Source organism: Shewanella sp. MBTL60-112-B2 (genome assembly GCF_019655055.1).
Classification (GTDB): Bacteria; Pseudomonadota; Gammaproteobacteria; order Enterobacterales; family Shewanellaceae; genus Shewanella.
Map to the genome: position 1 here is coordinate 174771 of NZ_BPFA01000006.1, position 19893 is coordinate 194663.

At 44.2% G+C, this 19893-nt stretch carries 15 protein-coding genes and 4 tRNA genes; 18 read left to right on the forward strand and 1 reads right to left on the reverse strand.

From position 1 onward, the window contains the following. The first annotated feature begins 10 nt into the window (after positions 1 to 10). From mazG to rpoS, 11 genes are all read left to right on the forward strand, one after another. Positions 11 to 814, forward strand: coding sequence for a nucleoside triphosphate pyrophosphohydrolase (mazG, locus tag K5Q73_RS05760; protein WP_220759884.1), 804 nt, complete (start codon positions 11 to 13; stop codon positions 812 to 814). A 115-nt stretch (positions 815 to 929) separates the two neighbouring features. After that, positions 930 to 2570: a CTP synthase gene (locus K5Q73_RS05765; RefSeq protein ID WP_220759886.1), complete on the forward strand. Its 1641-nt coding sequence runs from the start codon at positions 930 to 932 to the stop codon at positions 2568 to 2570. A gap of 124 nt (positions 2571 to 2694) precedes the next feature. Beyond that, on the forward strand, positions 2695 to 3990 hold the full coding sequence (eno, locus tag K5Q73_RS05770) for a phosphopyruvate hydratase (RefSeq protein ID WP_220759888.1): 1296 nt from the start codon (positions 2695 to 2697) through the stop codon (positions 3988 to 3990). A gap of 90 nt (positions 3991 to 4080) precedes the next feature. Further along, positions 4081 to 4377 (forward strand): cell division protein FtsB, encoded by a 297-nt coding sequence (ftsB, locus tag K5Q73_RS05775; protein WP_220759890.1) that lies wholly within the window; start codon positions 4081 to 4083, stop codon positions 4375 to 4377. Positions 4378 to 4428: 51 nt separating this feature from the next. Then, positions 4429 to 5121: a 2-C-methyl-D-erythritol 4-phosphate cytidylyltransferase gene (gene ispD, locus K5Q73_RS05780; RefSeq protein ID WP_220759892.1), complete on the forward strand. Its 693-nt coding sequence runs from the start codon at positions 4429 to 4431 to the stop codon at positions 5119 to 5121. 56 nt (positions 5122 to 5177) lie between these two features. Continuing rightward, positions 5178 to 5657, forward strand: coding sequence for a 2-C-methyl-D-erythritol 2,4-cyclodiphosphate synthase (gene ispF, locus K5Q73_RS05785; protein WP_220759894.1), 480 nt, complete (start codon positions 5178 to 5180; stop codon positions 5655 to 5657). Positions 5658 to 5743: 86 nt separating this feature from the next. Beyond that, positions 5744 to 6811, forward strand: coding sequence for a tRNA pseudouridine(13) synthase TruD (gene truD, locus K5Q73_RS05790; protein ID WP_220759896.1), 1068 nt, complete (start codon positions 5744 to 5746; stop codon positions 6809 to 6811). Beyond that, positions 6808 to 7554: a 5'/3'-nucleotidase SurE gene (gene surE, locus K5Q73_RS05795; protein WP_220759898.1), complete on the forward strand. Its 747-nt coding sequence runs from the start codon at positions 6808 to 6810 to the stop codon at positions 7552 to 7554. Before truD ends, surE begins: the two co-directional genes overlap by 4 nt. A 192-nt stretch (positions 7555 to 7746) precedes the next feature. Then, the gene (locus K5Q73_RS05800; protein ID WP_220759900.1) at positions 7747 to 8382 is read left to right on the forward strand and encodes a protein-L-isoaspartate(D-aspartate) O-methyltransferase; all 636 of its coding nucleotides are present in this window, start codon (positions 7747 to 7749) and stop codon (positions 8380 to 8382) included. A gap of 111 nt (positions 8383 to 8493) precedes the next feature. Then, positions 8494 to 9384, forward strand: a complete 891-nt coding sequence (locus K5Q73_RS05805) for a peptidoglycan DD-metalloendopeptidase family protein (protein ID WP_220759902.1) — start codon at positions 8494 to 8496, stop codon at positions 9382 to 9384. A gap of 76 nt (positions 9385 to 9460) precedes the next feature. Beyond that, complete coding sequence (rpoS, locus tag K5Q73_RS05810) at positions 9461 to 10429, forward strand: RNA polymerase sigma factor RpoS (RefSeq protein ID WP_220759904.1); 969 nt, start codon at positions 9461 to 9463, stop codon at positions 10427 to 10429. A 104-nt stretch (positions 10430 to 10533) separates the two neighbouring features. On the opposite strand, the gene mutS is transcribed toward rpoS, so the two are convergent. Then, positions 10534 to 13113 (reverse strand): DNA mismatch repair protein MutS, encoded by a 2580-nt coding sequence (gene mutS / locus K5Q73_RS05815; RefSeq protein WP_220759906.1) that lies wholly within the window; start codon positions 13111 to 13113, stop codon positions 10534 to 10536. Between the two features lie 320 nt (positions 13114 to 13433). Here mutS and recA point away from each other — a divergent pair, with 320 nt between their 5' ends. From recA to K5Q73_RS05850, 7 genes are all read left to right on the forward strand, one after another. Next, positions 13434 to 14501: a recombinase RecA gene (gene recA / locus K5Q73_RS05820; RefSeq protein ID WP_220759907.1), complete on the forward strand. Its 1068-nt coding sequence runs from the start codon at positions 13434 to 13436 to the stop codon at positions 14499 to 14501. Positions 14502 to 14815: 314 nt separating this feature from the next. Next, on the forward strand, positions 14816 to 17443 hold the full coding sequence (alaS, locus tag K5Q73_RS05825) for an alanine--tRNA ligase (RefSeq protein ID WP_220759909.1): 2628 nt from the start codon (positions 14816 to 14818) through the stop codon (positions 17441 to 17443). A 468-nt stretch (positions 17444 to 17911) separates the two neighbouring features. Then, a complete protein-coding gene (csrA, locus tag K5Q73_RS05830; RefSeq protein ID WP_006082602.1) occupies positions 17912 to 18109 on the forward strand; it encodes a carbon storage regulator CsrA in 198 nt (65 codons plus the stop codon). Positions 18110 to 19437: 1328 nt separating this feature from the next. Next, positions 19438 to 19529, forward strand: a tRNA-Ser gene (locus tag K5Q73_RS05835). 21 nt (positions 19530 to 19550) lie between these two features. Next, positions 19551 to 19627 (forward strand) — tRNA-Arg (locus K5Q73_RS05840). Between the two features lie 30 nt (positions 19628 to 19657). Next, positions 19658 to 19734, forward strand: a tRNA-Arg gene (locus tag K5Q73_RS05845). 32 nt (positions 19735 to 19766) lie between these two features. After that, positions 19767 to 19843 (forward strand) — tRNA-Arg (locus K5Q73_RS05850). Positions 19844 to 19893 lie beyond the last annotated feature (50 nt).

Below are 19893 nucleotides of genomic sequence, written 5' to 3' on the forward strand. Positions count from 1 at the left end.
GGAAAGTGGAATGACTCAACTAGTTGGCGATACCCGCCCTCTACTTAATATTATGCAAAAGCTGCGCGACCCAGAAACGGGCTGTGCTTGGGACCGAGCGCAGAATTTTCAGACAATCGTGCCATTTACCATAGAAGAAGCTTATGAAGTGGCGGACACGATAGAGCGTATGGCTCTCGATGAGTTGCCTGACGAATTAGGTGACTTGCTGTTTCAGGTTGTTTTTTATTGTCAGCTTGGTAAAGAGCAGGGGCTTTTTGATTTTGACACTGTGGTTGAGCGTATTTGCGATAAACTTACTCGTCGCCATCCCCATGTATTTGAAGGCTTAGCGGCTACAAGTACGGCTGAGATAAAGCAAAATTGGGAGCAATTGAAAGCGGATGAACGCAGTCAGCGAGCGCTAGACTCAGTGCTTGATGATATTCCTCTGAGTTTGCCTGCGTTATCGCGCTCGATAAAAATCCAGAAACGAGTGGCTAGGGTTGGATTTGACTGGGCAGAACTTGAGCCTGTGGTGGCAAAAATCCATGAAGAGATCGATGAAGTGCTTTATGAAGTAAAGCAAGACACGGTCGATGCAGGCAAAGTAAAAGATGAGATGGGTGACTTATTGTTCGCTGTGGTAAACCTTGCAAGGCACTTAGGTGTTGAGCCAGAACAGGCATTAAGGCAAGCAAATCATAAGTTTGAAAGGCGATTTCGTGGCGTTGAAGCCTACGCACAAGCTGATGGTCGCTTGATGACGGAACACACATTAACAGAGCTTGATGGTTACTGGGATCAGGTTAAACAGGATGAAGCAAATAAATAACTTAGCTTTTAGGTTAATTGTAGTTTGTCGAATCAAGGTTGCTTTGGTATAATATTGCCCCGTCCTAGTGCTTTCTTACAAGCACATATTTCCAACTCATTTTCTCAGGTTCAGCATGACTACAAGGTATATCTTCGTTACTGGTGGCGTGGTTTCATCACTAGGTAAAGGCATTGCAGCAGCTTCTTTGGCTGCAATATTAGAGGCTCGCGGCCTAAACGTAACCATTATGAAGCTGGATCCATACATTAACGTAGATCCAGGTACCATGAGTCCAACACAGCACGGTGAAGTGTTTGTGACAGAAGACGGCGCTGAAACTGATCTAGATTTAGGTCACTACGAGCGTTTCATCCGTACCAAGATGAACCGTCGTAATAACTTTACTACAGGTCGTATTTACGAAGAAGTACTTCGTAAAGAACGTCGTGGTGACTACTTAGGTGCAACCATTCAGGTTATTCCGCACATCACTAACGCTATCAAGGAAAAAGTCCTTGCTGGTGGTGAAGGCCATGATGTGGCAATCGTTGAAATCGGCGGCACAGTAGGTGATATCGAATCACTACCATTCTTAGAGTCTATCCGTCAGCTAGGTGTTGAACTTGGCCGTGATAGAACCCTATTTATGCATTTGACTCTTGTTCCTTTCTTAGGCGCAGCGGGCGAAGTTAAGACTAAGCCAACACAGCACTCTGTAAAAGAGCTACGCTCAATTGGTATCGCTCCAGATGTGTTGGTTTGTCGTGGTGATCGCGCTATTCCTGCAAACGAGAAAGCTAAGATTTCTCTATTCTGTAACGTAGAAGAACGTGCAGTTATCTCACTAAAAGACGTAGACAGTATCTATAAGATCCCTGCACTACTAAAAGCGCAAGGTCTAGACCAACTTGTGACTAAGCGTTTCGGCATCGATTGTAAAGAAGCCGATTTAGCTGAGTGGGAAAAGGTTGTATACCAAGAAGCTAACCCAGTGGGCGAAGTGACTATTGGTATGGTAGGTAAGTACATTGAACTACCAGATGCCTACAAGTCTGTTAACGAAGCATTAAAGCATGCAGGTCTATTTAACCGCGTGTCAGTTAACATCAAGTATATCGATTCACAAAACGTTGAAGCTAAGGGCGATGAAGTTCTACAAGGCTTAGACGGTATCCTAGTTCCTGGTGGATTCGGTGAGCGTGGTGTTGAAGGTAAGATCATGGCGGCTAAGTTTGCACGTGAGAACAACCTTCCATATTTTGGTATCTGTTTAGGTATGCAAGTTGCGTTGATCGAGTTCGCTCGTCACGTTGCAGGTCTAGAAGGTGCACATTCAACAGAATTTATGCCAGAAACACCACACCCAGTGGTTGGTTTGATCACTGAGTGGATCAACGAAGACGGCCAAGTTGAAGAGCGCCATGAAGAATCAGACCTAGGCGGCACAATGCGTCTAGGGGCTCAGCTATGTCACCTTGAAGAAGGTACTAAAGCGGCTGCGGCTTATAAGTCTACGACTTGTGTTGAACGTCACCGTCATCGTTACGAAGTGAACAACAACTACAAAGAGCGTCTTGAGAAAGCTGGCCTTATTTTCAGTGGCCTATCATCAGACCGTTCATTAGTTGAAATGATTGAGCTACCAAACCACCCATGGTTCGTAGCAGGTCAGTTCCACCCTGAATTTACATCGACTCCTCGTGATGGTCAGCCGTTATTTGAAGGGTTTGTTGCCGCTGCAGCAGCCTACCAAAAACGTGATTTAGAAGACTAATTACGACAAAGCCGCTTCCATTTTATGGGGGCGGCTTTTTTGTTTCTAGCGATGTAATAACTGCACAGAATTTCGTTTTACTTTTATCTTTAAATTTATCTTTAAAACTTAAATCGAGGGCATTATGGCTAAGATTATTAATATTATCGGTCGCGAAATCATGGATTCTCGCGGTAACCCAACTGTTGAAGCTGAAGTTCATTTAGAAGGCGGATTCATGGGCATGGCGGCAGCACCATCTGGTGCATCGACTGGTAGCCGTGAAGCACTAGAACTACGTGACGGCGATAAAGCTCGTTACTTGGGTAAAGGTGTATTAAAAGCTGTTGAAAACATCAATGGACTCATTCGTGACGCTTTGATGGGCAAAGACGCAACAGCTCAAGCTGAGCTTGATCAAATCATGATTGACGTTGATGGCACTGAAAACAAAGATAAGTTAGGCGCTAACGCGATTCTAGCTGTGTCTTTGGCAGCGGCTAAAGCGGCAGCAGCATTTAAAGGCGTTCCTTTATACGCGCACATTGCAGACCTAAACGGTACGCCTGGCCAATACTCTATGCCTGTTCCTATGATGAACATCTTGAACGGTGGTGAGCACGCAGATAACAACGTTGATATCCAAGAGTTTATGGTTCAACCTGTTGGCGCTAAGACTTTCCGTGAAGCACTGCGTATGGGCGCTGAAATCTTCCATAGCCTAAAGAGCGTACTTAAGTCTAAAGGCTTAAGCACTTCTGTGGGGGATGAAGGTGGTTTTGCACCTGACTTGGCATCAAATGCTGATGCACTAGCTATCATCAAGGTTGCTGTTGAGAAAGCGGGTTACACCTTAGGTACTGATGTAACACTAGCACTAGATTGCGCTGCATCTGAGTTTTACAAAGATGGTCAGTACGACCTATCTGGTGAAGGCAAAGTATTTTCTGCTAACGGTTTTTCTGACTTCCTTAAGTCGCTAACTGAGCAGTACCCAATTGCTTCAATCGAAGATGGCTTAGATGAGTCAGATTGGGATGGTTGGGCATACCAGACTCAAATCATGGGTGATAAGATCCAGCTTGTTGGTGACGATCTGTTCGTTACAAACACTAAAATCTTAAAGCGCGGTATCGACAATAATATTGCTAACTCAATCTTGATTAAGTTTAACCAAATCGGTTCACTAACTGAGACTCTTGCGGCAATTCGCATGGCGAAAGAAGCGGGTTACACAGTTGTGATTTCACACCGTAGTGGTGAAACAGAAGATGCAACTATTGCAGATCTTGCTGTTGCAACTTCAGCTGGCCAAATCAAGACGGGTTCACTATGTCGTAGTGACCGTGTTGCTAAGTACAATCAGCTACTTCGTATCGAAGAGCAGTTAGGCGAAAAAGCACCTTATAACGGTCTTAAAGAGATCAAAGGTCAAGCGTAAATCGCTATAAACTTTAAAAAGGCCACCACTCGGTGGCCTTTTTTGTTGTACTATCTGTCTAATATTCTCAACTTCTTGCTACTTTGAATCATGAAACGGCTTCTTTTTGTATTAATTGCTCTACTTGCCATGCTTCAGTATCGCCTTTGGTTGGGTGATAAGAGCTTAGCTGACTCTTTTCATCTGCAGGAGCAGATAAAACTACAGCAGCAAAGCAACGCACAATTAGTGGCTCGAAACCAAATTTTGAGAGAAGAGATCAGTGATCTTCGAAGTGGTACCGAAGCACTAGAAGAGCGTGCCCGCAACGAGCTAGGCATGGTCAAAGAGGGCGAAACCTTCTTTCGTGTCGTTGGAGGCGAACGTGGGGGCGTGCCTGAGAACTGATTTTAGTTTAACCGAACATAGAAAGATGCCGCTATTAGATGGAGCTCTCTCATGAGCCAAACACCCAACAAAATTATCGCGATTGTCCCCGCTGCTGGCATAGGCAGTCGTATGGGCGCTGAAATTCCAAAGCAATACTTACAGCTTAATGAGCAAAGCATATTAGGCCATACGCTGGACTGCTTGCTATCGCACCCGAGTATTGAAAAGGTGATTGTCGCACTTAATCCTCAAGATGAATTCTTTGCGCACTTACCTCAAGCTAAGCATCCAAAGCTACAGGCTGTAACAGGTGGTAAAGAGCGTGCAGACTCTGTGCTAGCGGCTTTAACCTTGGCACCAGTTGATGCCTGGGCGTTAGTGCATGATGCTGCGCGTCCGTGTTTAAGCCACCTAGATATCGACAAGTTAATCGAGTCGGCATCTCGCTTCCCGCAGGGCGCCATTTTAGCGGCGCCAGTACGTGACACCATGAAGCGCAGTAATGCACAGGGCTTAATTACCGAAACGGTTTGCCGCGAAAACTTATGGCACGCACTCACGCCCCAGTATTTTCCCGTTAAAAATCTTAAGCAATACTTATGTGATGCGTTAGCCGCCGGTGCATTAATTACCGATGAGGCATCAGCAATGGAGTGGGCTGGTATTGCTCCGGGCATTGTATCGGGGCGGGCTGATAATATTAAGGTGACTCACCCAGATGATCTGCAGCTTGCGTCGCTGTTTCTTAAAAGTGCTCAATAGGCCAGCCTAGAAACTTATTCGCTTGAATTATACTCGTTAGATAAACAGGAACACCGATGAAAATTAGAATTGGTCATGGCTTTGATGTTCACAAATTTGGCGGCGAGCCACCACTGATCCTCGGTGGTGTTAAAGTGCCTTATGAGGTGGGTTTAATCGCACACTCTGATGGTGATGTGGTTTTGCATGCTATCTCTGATGCGATTCTTGGTGCAATGGCACTTGGAGATATCGGTAAACACTTTCCCGATACCGATCCAGATTTCAAGGGCGCCGACAGCCGTGTGCTATTGAGGCACTGTTATCAACTAGCGACAGAGATGGGTTACAGCCTATCAAACCTGGATGTGACAGTAATTGCTCAGGCACCTAAAATGGCTCCGCATATCGAAGCTATACGTGAGGTACTGGCAGAAGATTTAGCATCTGATATTAGCGGTATTAATGTCAAAGCGACCACCACCGAAAAATTAGGCTTTACCGGCAGAAAAGAAGGCATAGCCGTTGAAGCTGTGGTGTTGATGATTAAAGCCTAGTGTTTTGGCTAAGCTCAAAGGGCTAGCCAAAATAGCAGCAACCTTAAGTTGCTTTGCAAAATAGATTAGTGAGACAAGTAAGCGATATGAGCGAATTACATTATTTATACGGCAAGCCGACATCTACTGCCGATCTGCGCACTCACAATAGTGACTTTCAGGTACAAGAAATCCTACCTTTTGCCCCTACGGGTGAAGGTGAGCATCATTTGCTGCATATTCGTAAAGAGGGACTCAACACCGTTGAAGTCGCTAAAATGCTATCTAGCTTTGCTCATGTGCATCCGAAAGAGGTGACCTACGCAGGGCAAAAAGATAAGCACGCGATTACCGAACAGTGGTTTGGCGTTCGTATTCCCGGTAAGGAAACACCAAATTGGCAGCAATTAAATAGCGAGCAGCTCACAGTACTTAGTGCTTCTAGACACAGTAAAAAGCTACGTATTGGTGCGCTGGCTGGCAACCGTTTTACCTTAACCTTACGCAATGTCTCCGATATGAGTGATGTGCTTGCGCGCATCGAGAAGATTAGCGAGCAAGGCGTGCCGAACTACTTTGGTGAACAACGCTTTGGTCACGACGGCAAGAATCTAATATTTGGTCGTCAGATGTTTACAGGGCGTAAAGTGAAAGATAGAAACAAACGCAGCATGTATCTGTCTGCTGTGCGTTCAAATCTATTTAATACGGCGGTATCCACGCGTTTAGCTCAACATGGCACAGCAAGGCTTATTGGCGACTGCGTTATGCTTGCTGGCAGCAAGAGTTATTTTGTGGCCGAGCAGTGGGATGAAACTTTAGTTGAGCGTTTAGCTAAAAAAGACATACAGCTGTCTGCGCCGTTATGGGGACGTGGCTTACCGCTTGCACAAGCTGATGCAGCCGAGTGTGAGACGGCAGCACTTGAATCGCTAGCTATAGATAAAGACGGCTTAGAGCAAGCAGGACTGAATCAAGAAAGACGCGCATTGTTACTTGAGCCACAACATCTGCAATATGAGGTAGACGAAGATACCATTATTCTAAAATTTGCATTACCATCAGGTTCTTATGCCACATCGGTACTGCGTGAGCTGTTTGTGTATCAAGATGTCCAAGAAGTGGCGCGCCAACAAATGCTAGCTGAGCAAAGAAATGCAGAGGCGCAGCAATGAAGATTCTGATCAGCAATGATGATGGCGTCAATGCTATAGGCATTGCAGCTCTGACTCGCTCATTGAGCCAGATAGCAGAGACACTCACGGTTGGGCCTGATAGAAACTGTTCTGGTGCGAGTAACTCGTTAACCTTGACCAACCCGCTTCGACTCAATACCTTAGACAATGGTTTTATCTCGGTAAGCGGTACACCAACCGACTGTGTTCATTTAGCCATACGTGAGTTATATCAAGATGAGCCCGATATGGTGGTCTCAGGCATTAATGCTGGCGCGAATATGGGTGATGATACTCTGTATTCAGGGACGGTAGCGGCGGCGATGGAAGGACGCTTTCTAGGTTTTCCTGCGATAGCTATCTCTTTGGTCGGCCATGAGCATTACGAAACTGCGGCTCATTATGCGTTGAAAATCGTTAAAGCCTTGCAAGAAAACCCAGTTGCTCAAGATAAGATCTTGAACATTAATGTGCCAGATTTACCATTATCTGAAGTGAAGGGGATGAAAATTACCCGCCTTGGTGCAAGACATAGAGCAGAAGGTATGGTGAGAACCCAAGATCCCGCCGGCAAAGAGATTTTTTGGTTAGGTCCGCCGGGTGATGAACAAGATGCGAGTGACGGTACTGATTTTTACGCTGTTGCTAATGGCTATGTATCGATTACACCACTAACTGTTGATTTAACCGCTTTTGAACAACTCAAGGCTCTGGATAATTGGTTAGCTAAGCTCACCGATTAACAAGGGGACTGAGTCTTCTGTTATGGAACTGGTGACAGTGACGCTTGAGTTAAATGCTTTGAACAGCTCAGTGCATTAGATATTGAGTTAACGAACTGCAGCGTTTAACAGCCGAGTGAAAACCTATGTCGATTGCCTTATAAAACCGGCAATCGAAGCGTTAACAAATTTAGAAATATTGGAAAAAGATTTATGAACCCTGTTGCCTCAACATCAGCATTGAACCTTGCAAGAAGTCTGTATGAGGCTGGGATCCGTAATGAAGCGGTACTGCGTGCGGTTGCAAATACACCAAGGGAGCGGTTTCTTGATGCTGCTCTAGGTCATAAGGCTTATGAGAATACTGCGCTGCCGATAGGGCAAGGTCAGACTATTTCCCAGCCTTATATCGTTGCCAGAATGACTGAAATCATCCTGCAGAACAAGCCTAGCAAAGTGCTTGAAATAGGTACGGGATCGGGTTACCAGGCTGCGGTATTAGCACAACTGGTTCCACAACTTTGCACGGTAGAGCGAATTAAAAGTTTGCAGATCCAAGCAAGGCAGAGGTTAAAAAAGCTCGACTTACATAATATTGCTTTCAAATATGGCGATGGTTGGCAAGGGTGGCCAAGTAAAGGGCCGTATGACGCTATTATGGTAACTGCCGCAGCAAGTTCAGTTCCTGAAGCTTTAATCGCACAATTAGCAGACAGCGGCGTGTTAGTTATCCCTGTTGGCGAGTTATCGCAACAGCTGTTGAAGCTTACTCGAGTCGGCAACCAATTCACCTCTGAGGTGATTGAGGATGTCCGCTTTGTACCGCTAGTCAGTGGCGAATTGGCATAGGCTTTTTTGCACCGCCTTAGCGAACAGATAAGCTTTCAAGTAAAAAACAAGAAAAGTCATAATTAATTAAATAGTGTCGTCAACTGGGTAATTTGGGGTGAATAGTTAACAATGAGGTTCGTTTACTTTTATTGTATCTGTGTGGTGTTGCTTTCTGGCTGTAGTTTTCAGGCAGATAGACCTGCTCCAGTAGAATCTATTAACGGTCCCCAAACCCCGTCGATCACCAAAGGATCGATCACAGGAAGTCGCTATATCGTAAAAAATGGTGACACTCTCTATTCTATCGCATGGGGAGCTAATAAAGATTTTGTTGATATTGCAAAGAAAAATCGTCTGCCAAAGCCTTACACCATCTACCCTGGCCAAGTTTTGAGTCTTAGCTCTAAAAGATATGTTACAAATAGCCAAAGCGCCAAAAAAACGACGAACTCAAGCACTAAAAGCCCTGCGGCGAGTGCTAAACCCCATCAAAAACAAGTGGTTAGCTCTAACACTTCTACAGCGTCAAATCAGAATAATGGGTCAAAAAAACAGCTTGATCCTGTCGCCAAGCCTGCGTATTCTGTAACAAGCAGTCAACAAGATGTTAACCGAATTATCCACAAGCCAGTCGAGCTTCCAAAGAAAGTAAGTCGCTGGTCATGGCCTGTGAAAGGTAAGGTGATTGGAACTTTCTCTGCCAAAGAGCAGGGAAATAAAGGGATAAAGATCGCAGGTAACCGAGGTGATGTGATTCGAGCCGCTGCAAGTGGTCGAGTTGTTTATGCAGGTAGCGCACTTCGGGGGTACGGTAACTTAGTTATCATTAAGCATAGTGATGACTATCTAAGTGCTTATGCTCATGCTGATAAGATCTCAGTTAAGGAAAAGCAACTTGTTGATGTTGGACAAACAGTTGCGACAATGGGTAGAACTGGTACAAATCGGGTCATGTTACATTTTGAGATCCGATACCATGGAAAGTCAGTAAACCCTGTTAAATTTTTGCCTAAACAATAGTTGTTGGGCCGCCATTTTGGCAAATCGGAGGATAGTGAAGTGCAGTAGTTTAATGTGAAAATTTGGGAGAAATATTATGGGCAGATTAAATAGTGCCGTTGTTGCAGAGCAACCAAACAGTGACTCTGTAAAAGATTCATCGAATACTCTTAATAAACAGGATGTAAAAGAAGCTGAATTAGAACAGCAAGTGCAAGATGATTTACAAAAGAACTTAGATGCCACACAGCTGTATCTAGGTGAAATTGGATTTTCCCCTCTCCTCAGTGCTGAGGAAGAAGTGTATTTTTCACGTAAATCCCTTAAAGGGTGTGAAAAATCTCGTAACCGCATGATTGAAAGTAACCTCAGATTGGTCGTAAAAATTGCACGTCGATATAATAATCGTGGCTTAGCGCTGCTCGATCTTATCGAGGAGGGGAACTTAGGCCTTATCCGAGCCGTAGAGAAGTTCGATCCTGAGCGTGGCTTTAGATTTTCAACCTATGCAACATGGTGGATTAGACAGACGATTGAGCGAGCTATTATGAATCAGACTCGTACCATTCGATTACCCATCCATGTGGTAAAAGAGCTCAATGTTTATCTGCGTACTGCAAGAGAGCTAGCGCATAAGCTAGATCACGAGCCTACGGCTGAAGAGATTGCAGATAAGCTAGATCTACCCAGTGCGGATGTAAGCCGCATGCTTAAACTTAATGAAAGAATTACCTCTGTCGACACGCCATTAGGTGGCGAAAGTGATAAAGCATTGCTAGATGTACTTGCCGATGATGATAACGTAGGTCCTGACTATAAGGTGCAGGACGAAGATATGTCTAAGTCTGTGGTGAAATGGCTAGATGAGCTTAATACCAAACAAAGAGAAGTGTTAGCGCGCCGATTTGGTTTATTAGGCTATGAGCCATCTACTCTAGAAAATGTTGGTAAAGAAATTGGTTTAACCCGTGAAAGAGTACGTCAAATTCAAGTTGAGGCACTTAAGCGCTTGAAAGACTTACTGGGGGCACAAGGCCTTTCTGTTGAAGCCATTTTTAAAGCATAAAATTAAAGCATAAAGTACTGCCTCGTTCTGAGGTCAGATAAATAAAAAGCGCAGTTGATTCCAACTGCGCTTTTTTAGTGCTTGCTATCCAGAGTTTTAAAATATTATAAAGCCAGCTTTTTCAGACTATACAAATAGTCTAGAGCTTGCCTTGGAGTCAGCTCATCCGGATTTAGCTTTTGCAGTGCTTCTAAAGCCGGTGATGGAGCACTAGGTGCAAAACTCAGGCTCTGTTGAGTATTTTGTTGCTCGCTATTTTGCTGTATGTCGTGATCGCGGCTCTCAAGTTGGTGTAACTTGTGTTTAGCTGCACTGATAACACAATTTGGTACACCTGCCAGAGCGGCCACTTGCAGGCCATAACTGCGGCTTGCAGCCCCCTCTTGAACTGCATGCATAAACACAATGCTATCGCCATGTTCGACGGCATCAAGATGCACATTTTCTACATTGTTTAGCTGCTCAGGCAGTTGTGTCAGCTCAAAGTAATGAGTCGCAAACAGTGTCATCGCCTGCAGATGTTTGGCTAAATATTCTGCCGCTGTCCAGGCAAGTGATAGCCCATCATAAGTTGACGTTCCTCGGCCGATTTCATCCATCAATACCAGACTGTTTGGCGTGGCATTATGTAAGATGTTGGCGGTTTCAGTCATTTCGACCATAAAGGTTGAGCGACCAGAGGCCAAGTCATCGGATGCTCCAATACGGGTAAATATCCTGTCTACAGGACCAATGACTGCATGCTCAGCTGGGACATAACAACCGATATGAGCCATAAGGGTGATCAAGGCAACCTGACGCATGTAAGTAGACTTACCACCCATGTTAGGACCGGTGACAATAAGCATTTTGCGCTGTGCGTTTAAAGTGACCGGGTTAGCGATAAATGGACTCTGGCTAACTTGCTCCACTACAGGATGACGACCCGCTTCAATCTGAATTCCCGATATGTTTGATAGCTCCGGGCAATGGTAATTGAGACTCTCGGCTCGTTCAGCAAAGTTACATAATACATCTAGTTCGGCCGAGGCTTTGGCAAAGTCTTGTAGCTCATGCAGTTTAGGCAAGATAAGGTCGAATAGCTGCTCCCATAACTGTTTCTCTAGCGCAAGAGCCTTACCTTGGCTCGATAGCACCTTTTCCTCATGCTCTTTTAGCTCAGGGATAATATAGCGCTCGGTATTCTTCAAGGTTTGTCTGCGCTGATAACTTAGCGGCACGAGATCAGATTCACGGCGACTGACTTCAATATAGTAGCCATGGACTCGGTTATAGCCGACTTTGAGTGTCGAAATGCCAGTTAGTTCTTTCTCACGGGCTTCAAGTTCATGTAAGTAATCTGTTGCGCCTTCACTCAACTTACGCCATTGATCGAGCTCCTCATTGTAGCCCTCACGGATCACACCACCATCGCGAATAAGCATAGGCGGATTATCGACAACGGCTCGGGAGAGTAAATCAACCTCCTCAGGGAACACGCCAATCACTTGCGATAGGTATTTAAGGTGCGGCGCACTGGCTTGGCTTAGTGTTTGTTGTAGCTGTGGCAGTAAGGTAAGAGCTTGACGAAGGCGTGCAAAGTCTCTTGGGCGAGCATTACGCAGTGCAATACGGGCGGTAATACGCTCGACATCTCCAAGAGCCTTAAGATCTTCTGATAGCGTCTCAAAGTCGCCGCTCGTCATCAGTTCAGCTATCGATGTTTGCCTAGCTCGAATAATGTCATGATCGCGAAGAGGCTGATGGATCCAGCGCTGCAGCATTCGGCTACCCATAGGGGTTACAGTGTTATCAAGCACTGATGCTAAGGTGTTTTCGCGGCCGCCTTGTAGATTTACCGTAAGCTCTAAGTTACGGCGAGTCGCGGCATCTAATACGATACTGTCTGACTGATTGAAACGGACAATCGAGTTGATATGCGGCAATGCTGTACGCTGAGTGTCTTTCACATACTGCATCAAGCAACCAGCAGCCTGTAAAGACAGTCTCGCGTCTTCGATACCGAAGCCATTTAAATCTTTAGTGCCAAATTGATTAAGTAGCATGCGCTGACAAGTATCGTAATCGAACTCCCACTCAGGGCGTCGACGAGTGCCGTTCATCCCCGCGATAAGGCTCATTTGCGAGAAGTCTTCACTGTAGAGTAGCTCTGCTGGATTGGTACGTTGTAGCTCGGCTTCCAAGGCTTCAGTATTGGCGAGCTCGGTGATGACGAAGCGCCCCGATGCGACATCTAAAGTCGCATAACCATAGCCGGTTTTACCCTGATATAAAGCAGCAAGTAAATTATCTTGCCTCTCTTGTAGCAGTGCTTCGTCGGTTAAGGTTCCAGGGGTCACAATACGAACGACTTTACGCTCAACAGGGCCTTTAGAAGTTGCTGGGTCACCCACTTGCTCGCAAATCGCTACCGAAACACGTAGCTGCACTAATTTAGCTAAATAACCTTCGACTGCGTGGTAAGGCAAGCCCGCCATAGGGATAGGATCACCGCCACTTTTACCTCGGGCTGTTAATGAGATCCCAAGTAGCTCAGATGCTTTCTTTGCATCTTCATAAAAGAGCTCATAAAAATCGCCCATGCGATAAAAGAGCAACATATCGGGATGCTGGGCTTTTAACGTCAAATATTGACGCATCATAGGAGTGTGTTTTTCTAAGCTTTGGGGATCAATAGCGGTCATCGATTTGTTTTGCCTGTCATTTACTGTGGCAGCATAAAGTGCCTTAAACAATATTGACGCTAATATTAACAATATTTTGTGGCCTTGAGGCGGAATTCTTACAGTGTTTCAGCAAAAAAATACTCTATATAAATCCTCTTATTGTGGAAGTGTCTGATTTTTAGGTATTTATAAAATATTTTTACACAGTACTTGATACTGTATGATTGTACAGTATACTAGTTTCATATTGAGGCTCTAGCCAAGGCAAATTGAGTCGTCACCTAAATGATAAATCAGTACCGCAAACGTGTTTGCGCTGTGATCCAGAGGATATAGGAATGAAGATAGATCCAAATAAAGAGAAAGCATTGAACGCCGTTCTTGGACAGATTGAGAAGCAGTTTGGTAAAGGCTCAATCATGAAGTTAGGTGAAGACCGTTCAATGGACGTAGAAACTATTTCTACTGGCTCATTAGCTTTGGACGTGGCTTTAGGTGCTGGTGGTTTACCTATGGGACGTATCGTTGAGATCTATGGCCCAGAATCTTCAGGTAAAACAACATTAACACTAGAAGTTATCGCTGCCGCTCAAAAGCAGGGGAAGACCTGTGCCTTTATCGATGCTGAGCATGCACTTGATCCAATCTACGCTAAAAAGCTAGGTGTAGATATTGATAACCTACTATGTTCACAGCCTGATACTGGTGAGCAAGCGCTTGAGATCTGTGATGCACTAACTCGGAGCGGCGCAGTTGACGTTATCATTGTCGACTCGGTAGCTGCATTAACACCAAAAGCCGAAATTGAAGGTGAAATTGGTGACTCTCACATGGGCCTAGCGGCACGTATGATGAGCCAGGCAATGCGTAAACTTGCAGGTAACCTTAAGCAGTCAAATACACTACTTATCTTCATTAACCAAATCCGTATGAAGATTGGTGTAATGTTCGGTAACCCAGAAACGACTACTGGTGGTAACGCACTTAAGTTTTACGCTTCTGTTCGTCTAGACATTCGCCGTACTGGTGCGATTAAAGATAGAGAAGAAGTGATTGGTAACGAAACTCGTGTAAAAGTGGTTAAGAACAAGATTGCGGCACCATTTAAACAAGCTGAATTCCAAATCCTTTATGGCCAAGGTATCAACAGCACGGGTGAGTTGGTTGACCTTGGTGTACAGCACAAGTTAATTGAAAAAGCTGGCGCTTGGTACAGCTATAAAGGTGACAAGATTGGTCAGGGCCGCGCAAATGCCGGTAAGTATCTAATCGAAAACCCAGCTATCTCAGATGAAATCGAAGCGACGTTACGCGCTATGCTTCTAGGCAACGGTGAGAAGGTGAATGCAGATTCAGCTGATACTGCTGGTGATAACATCGATTTAGAGACTGGCGAAGTATTTTAAGAATGCTTTAGTAGTTAAATGATTTAACTAAGTCAGGTGACTGAATAGATAATCGCGGCCGTGTTATAAACACGCCGCGATTTTTTTTAAAAGCGAATAAACAAATGTCTTAGCTTGTGCTGCAAATTTGATAAATGAATTTCAGACTCTTATACCTCCTCTTATCGTCATCCTGCTGCTATTTATCTATTAGCCACACAGTTTTGTATTAACAGGGCTGGTTGTTAGTCATGACTCTGCTTATAATGCTATCCATAAAAATTTATCACTCAGCTCTTTAGGGCTATTTGCACAATCTAATTCAGGACGGTTTCATGTATCAAACCACTGCAGCACTGCGAAGTGCTTTTTTGGAATATTTCCGCACAAATGGTCACCAGGTCGTTGATAGCAGCTCTCTCGTTCCAGCGAACGATCCAACGCTACTATTTACTAATGCGGGTATGAACCAGTTTAAAGATGTGTTTTTGGGTGCAGATAAGCGTAGCTATTCTCGTGCAACATCTTCACAGCGCTGTGTTCGCGCGGGTGGTAAGCACAACGATTTAGATAACGTTGGCTACACAGCACGTCACCACACATTCTTTGAAATGTTAGGTAACTTTAGCTTTGGTGATTATTTTAAAGAAGAAGCAATTCACTTCGCGTGGACTTTCCTTACTGAAGAATTGAAGCTGCCAAAAGAACGCCTATGCGTCACCATCTATGAGACGGATGACGAAGCATTTGAAATTTGGAATAAGAAAATTGGCGTAGCTGCGGAAAATATTATCCGCATCGGCGACAATAAAGGTGCTGCGTACGCGTCAGATAACTTCTGGCAGATGGGCGATACTGGTCCTTGTGGTCCATGTTCTGAAATTTTCTACGATCACGGCGAACATATCTGGGGCGGTCGTCCAGGTACACCTGAAGAAGATGGCGATCGTTTCATCGAGATCTGGAACATTGTATTTATGCAGTACAACCGTCAAGCAGACGGTGAAATGAAGCCACTACCAAAGCCTTCAGTTGATACTGGTATGGGTATTGAGCGTATTGCTGCAATTATGCAGGGCGTACATTCAAACTACGAAATCGATATTTTCCAAGCCTTGATTAAGAAAGCCGCTGCGATCCTTGGCGTAACTGATCTTGAGAACAAGTCACTACGCGTTATTGCCGACCATATTCGTTCATGTGCCTTCTTAATTGCTGATGGTGTTATGCCATCAAATGAAGGCCGTGGTTATGTACTGCGACGTATTATTCGCCGTGCAGTGCGCCATGGTAACAAGCTTGGCGCAACTGAAAGCTTCTTCTACAAGTTGGTTCCAACACTTATTGAAGTGATGGGCGCCGATGCTGCAGCTGGCCTAAAAGAGACTCAAGCGATTGTTGAGAAGTCACTAAAAGCTGAAGAAGAGCAATTTGCTCGTACGCTTGAGCGTGGTTTAGGCATTTTAGATGCAGCGCTTAATGAGCTAGCAACTAATGTGTTAGACGGCGAAACAGCGTTCAAACTTTATGATACTTACGGTTTCCCTGTAGATTTAACTGCTGACGTGTGTCGTGAGCGTGATATCACAGTTGATGAAGCTGGATTTGAAGCTGCAATGGCTGAGCAGCGTAGTCGTGCACAAGCTGCTGGTCAATTTGAGACTGACTACAACGAAGGTCTGAAAATTGATGAGCAAAGCAGCTTTACTGGTTACACAGAGCTAAACAATCAAGCAACAGTGACTGCAATCTTTAAAGCGGGTGAGTCAGTTGATAGCGTTGTTGCAGGTGATGACGTAGTTATCGTACTTGATAACACACCATTTTATGGTGAGTCAGGTGGTCAGTGTGGTGATGAAGGTGTATTAATTGCCGATGGCATCGAGTTCACCGTTACTGATACGCAAAAATATGCTCAAGCGATTGGTCATATCGGCCGTGTAGCAACAGGTAGCATTAAAGTTGGTCAAGTTGTGACGGCTAACGTCGATAAAAAGCTACGTCACAGAACTGAACTTAACCACTCAGTGACTCACCTTTTACACGCGGCATTACGTCAAGTATTAGGTACTCATGTTAGCCAGAAAGGTTCTTTAGTTGACCCTGAACGTTTACGTTTTGACTTCTCACACTTTGAAGGTGTTAAAGCTCACGAGCTTAAAGAAGTTGAAGAGCTAGTGAATACGCAAATTCGACGTAACCACGAGCTAACTGCTGAAGTGATGGATATCGAAACCGCTAAAGAAAAAGGTGCTATGGCACTATTTGGCGAGAAGTATGATTCAGAAGTGCGTGTTGTGACCATGGGCGATTTCTCTATCGAGCTTTGTGGTGGTACTCACGTTGGCCGCACTGGTGATATCGGTTTGTTTAAAATCACTTCCGAGGGTGGTATCGCTGCAGGTGTACGCCGTATTGAAGCGGTAACCGGTGCAGCAGCTATGGCTTATGTTGCTAAGCAGCAAGCACAGCTTGAAGAAGCGGCTGCATTACTGAAGGGCGATAGCGCTTCTGTGGTTGCTAAGCTTAAAGCACAGCTTGATAAGACTAAGTTACTTGAAAAAGAGCTATCTCAACTAAAAGACAAGTTGGCTGCTGCGACTAGCGCAGATCTTGCTGGCGAAGCTGTTGACGTGAATGGCGTTAAGGTTCTCGTTAAGAAACTTGAGGGTGTTGATGCTGGCGCTCTTCGTGGTCTACAGGATGAGCTTAAGCAAAAGCTACAGTCAGGTATCGTAGTGCTAGCCATTGCCGGTGAAGATAAAGTTAACATGATCGTTGGTGTGACTAAAGATCTTACTGGTAAGGTTAAAGCTGGTGAGCTTGTAGCCTCTATAGCAGTACAAGTTGGCGGTAAAGGCGGTGGACGTCCTGATATGGCTCAAGCCGGTGGTAGCCAGCCTGAGAACCTAGACGCTGCTTTAGAGCAAGTCATTCCATGGCTCTCTGCTAAGCTGGCATAATTGTTAGCGATAACGAGATATTAAGAAGCGCCCTTTAAGGGCGTTTTTTTATGGCATAAACAAAAATATTCTAGAGGGCAGGGACTGGATTGAGGCTTTAGTTAACTTTATCGCGGAACAGTTTAGCTCTTTTATTTGCCAATAGTGCATGCGAATGAGCAAATAGCTATTTATATAAGTGTTGAATTGTTTGGTTAAAGTATCAGCAATGTGGCCTTTGGTTTGGGGAATGTGCGCTTTCATGTTAGTTTAATGTCAATGCTTGATAGTAGTACGACCGAGCAAAGATTAATCTTAATATGGCTAAAAAGGTTTCAGGTAGATAACTGTGATTTATTACTGAAAAAGCTGTAATTATTTGACGCTTTTCTAATAGAAGACTGTTAATTTGTACTAAGCTAACCTTATAATACAGATATAACGGAATTATGCCGTATAAGCAGAACTAGGAACTAAAGGAGCAATGTAATGCTGATATTGACTCGTCGTGTTGGTGAAACACTGATGATTGGTGACGAAGTAACTGTCACTGTATTAGGCGTTAAAGGTAACCAAGTAAGAATTGGTGTAAATGCACCTAAAGAAGTCTCTGTACATCGTGAAGAGATTTACCAACGCATTCAGTCTGAAAAGTCAGGTACCCCATCTGAAGGCGGTAACTTTTGATCTGAATGGATCACTTAAGAATTTTAGAAGCCAGTTTTTAACTGGCTTTTTTATTTTCTGAGTTTTTTATTTCGGAATGCTAGATTTTTGTTTCTGGCTCATGTGTCTTAGGCAAGGTGATAAATGAACACTTTGCTACTTTATTTAAGCCCTACGTAAATACATCCACTCCCAAAGAAGAAGCCTCTGTACATCGTGAAGAGATTTACCAACGCATTCAGTCTGAAAAGTCAGGTACCCCATCTGAAGGCGGTAACTTTTGATCTGAATGGATCACTTAAGTCTAATATGAAAACAGTAGAAGCCAGTTTTTAACTGGCTTTTTTATTTTCTGAGTTTTTTCTTTCAGGATGCTAGATTTTTGTTTCTGGCTCATGTGTCTTAGGCAAGGTGATAAATGAACACTTCACTACTTTATTTAAGCCCTACGTAAATCCATCCACTCCCAAAGAAGAAGTCTCTGTACATAGTGAAGAGATTTACCAACGCTCTACTCTGAGAAATCATCCCAACAATTGATTGCGGCAACATATCGTTTGAATGAGATCAATTAGCTCCATATAAGAAAAAGAGTAGAAGCCAGTTATAAACTGTTTTTTTGCTTTCTGGCTCATGTGTTTTAGGTAAAGTGGTAAATGAACACTTTTCTACTTTATTTAAGCCCTGTGTAAAACCATCCACTCCCAAAGAAGAAGTCTCTGTACATAGTAAAGAGATTTACCAACGCACTCAGTCTGAAAGTCAGGTATCTCTCTACTACATCGATGCGATAACTTTTGATCTGAATGGGCAAGTTGAGCTCAATTAGAGTCATATTTGTAAATATATAGAAGCCAGTTAATACGGACTTCTATTATTTGGCGTTAAATTGATGAACTCTTAGGCTTAAGGATGAGGTTTAGGAATGAGGCTTAGGGATGAAGTTAAAGGCACGGTTAATCACCTATAAGAAGTATTTCACTTATAGAAGTTGTCTTACACATAGAAGCTGTCTTACACATAGAAGTTAGAGTACTCCATAGATGAAGTTTTGGTACATAGTGCTAAGGTTTACTCGCAGATTTAGTTTGAAAAAACAGCTAAGCCGAACCATGGCAGTATTTTTTGATCTCAATAAGATCAATTTGACAGTTTTACCGGCCAGTTAATTGCTGGATTTTGTATATTTACGATTGATAAATTCCAAATAAAATGTCGAAATAAACGCCTTTGAGCCGTAACTTAGACTGTTATACAGACAAGGTGCTTAAAAACAGCTCAAATGGAAATGGTTTCTTAAAAAGGGTTTGACTTATTTTCGGCAGACAGTAATATGTGCGCCAAGAAACGGAGAGGTGGCCGAGTGGCCGAAGGCGCTCCCCTGCTAAGGGAGTATGGGCTTTAACTCCCATCGAGGGTTCGAATCCCTCCTTCTCCGCCATTTCTTACAATAGACAACGATGCGGATGTAGCTCAGCTGGATAGAGTACCTGGCTACGAACCAGGCGGTCGGAGGTTCGAATCCTCCCATCCGCACCATTTCTATTGTCGTGATAAATGTTTTAGTGAGCGGATGTAGCTCAGCTGGATAGAGTACCTGGCTACGAACCAGGCGGTCGGAGGTTCGAATCCTCCCATCCGCACCATTAAATCATTTATAGCAGTAAGCATTCTATATGCGGATGTAGCTCAGCTGGATAGAGTACCTGGCTACGAACCAGGCGGTCGGAGGTTCGAATCCTCCCATCCGCACCATTAAATCATTTATAGCAGTAAGCATTCTATATGCGGATGTAGCTCAGCTG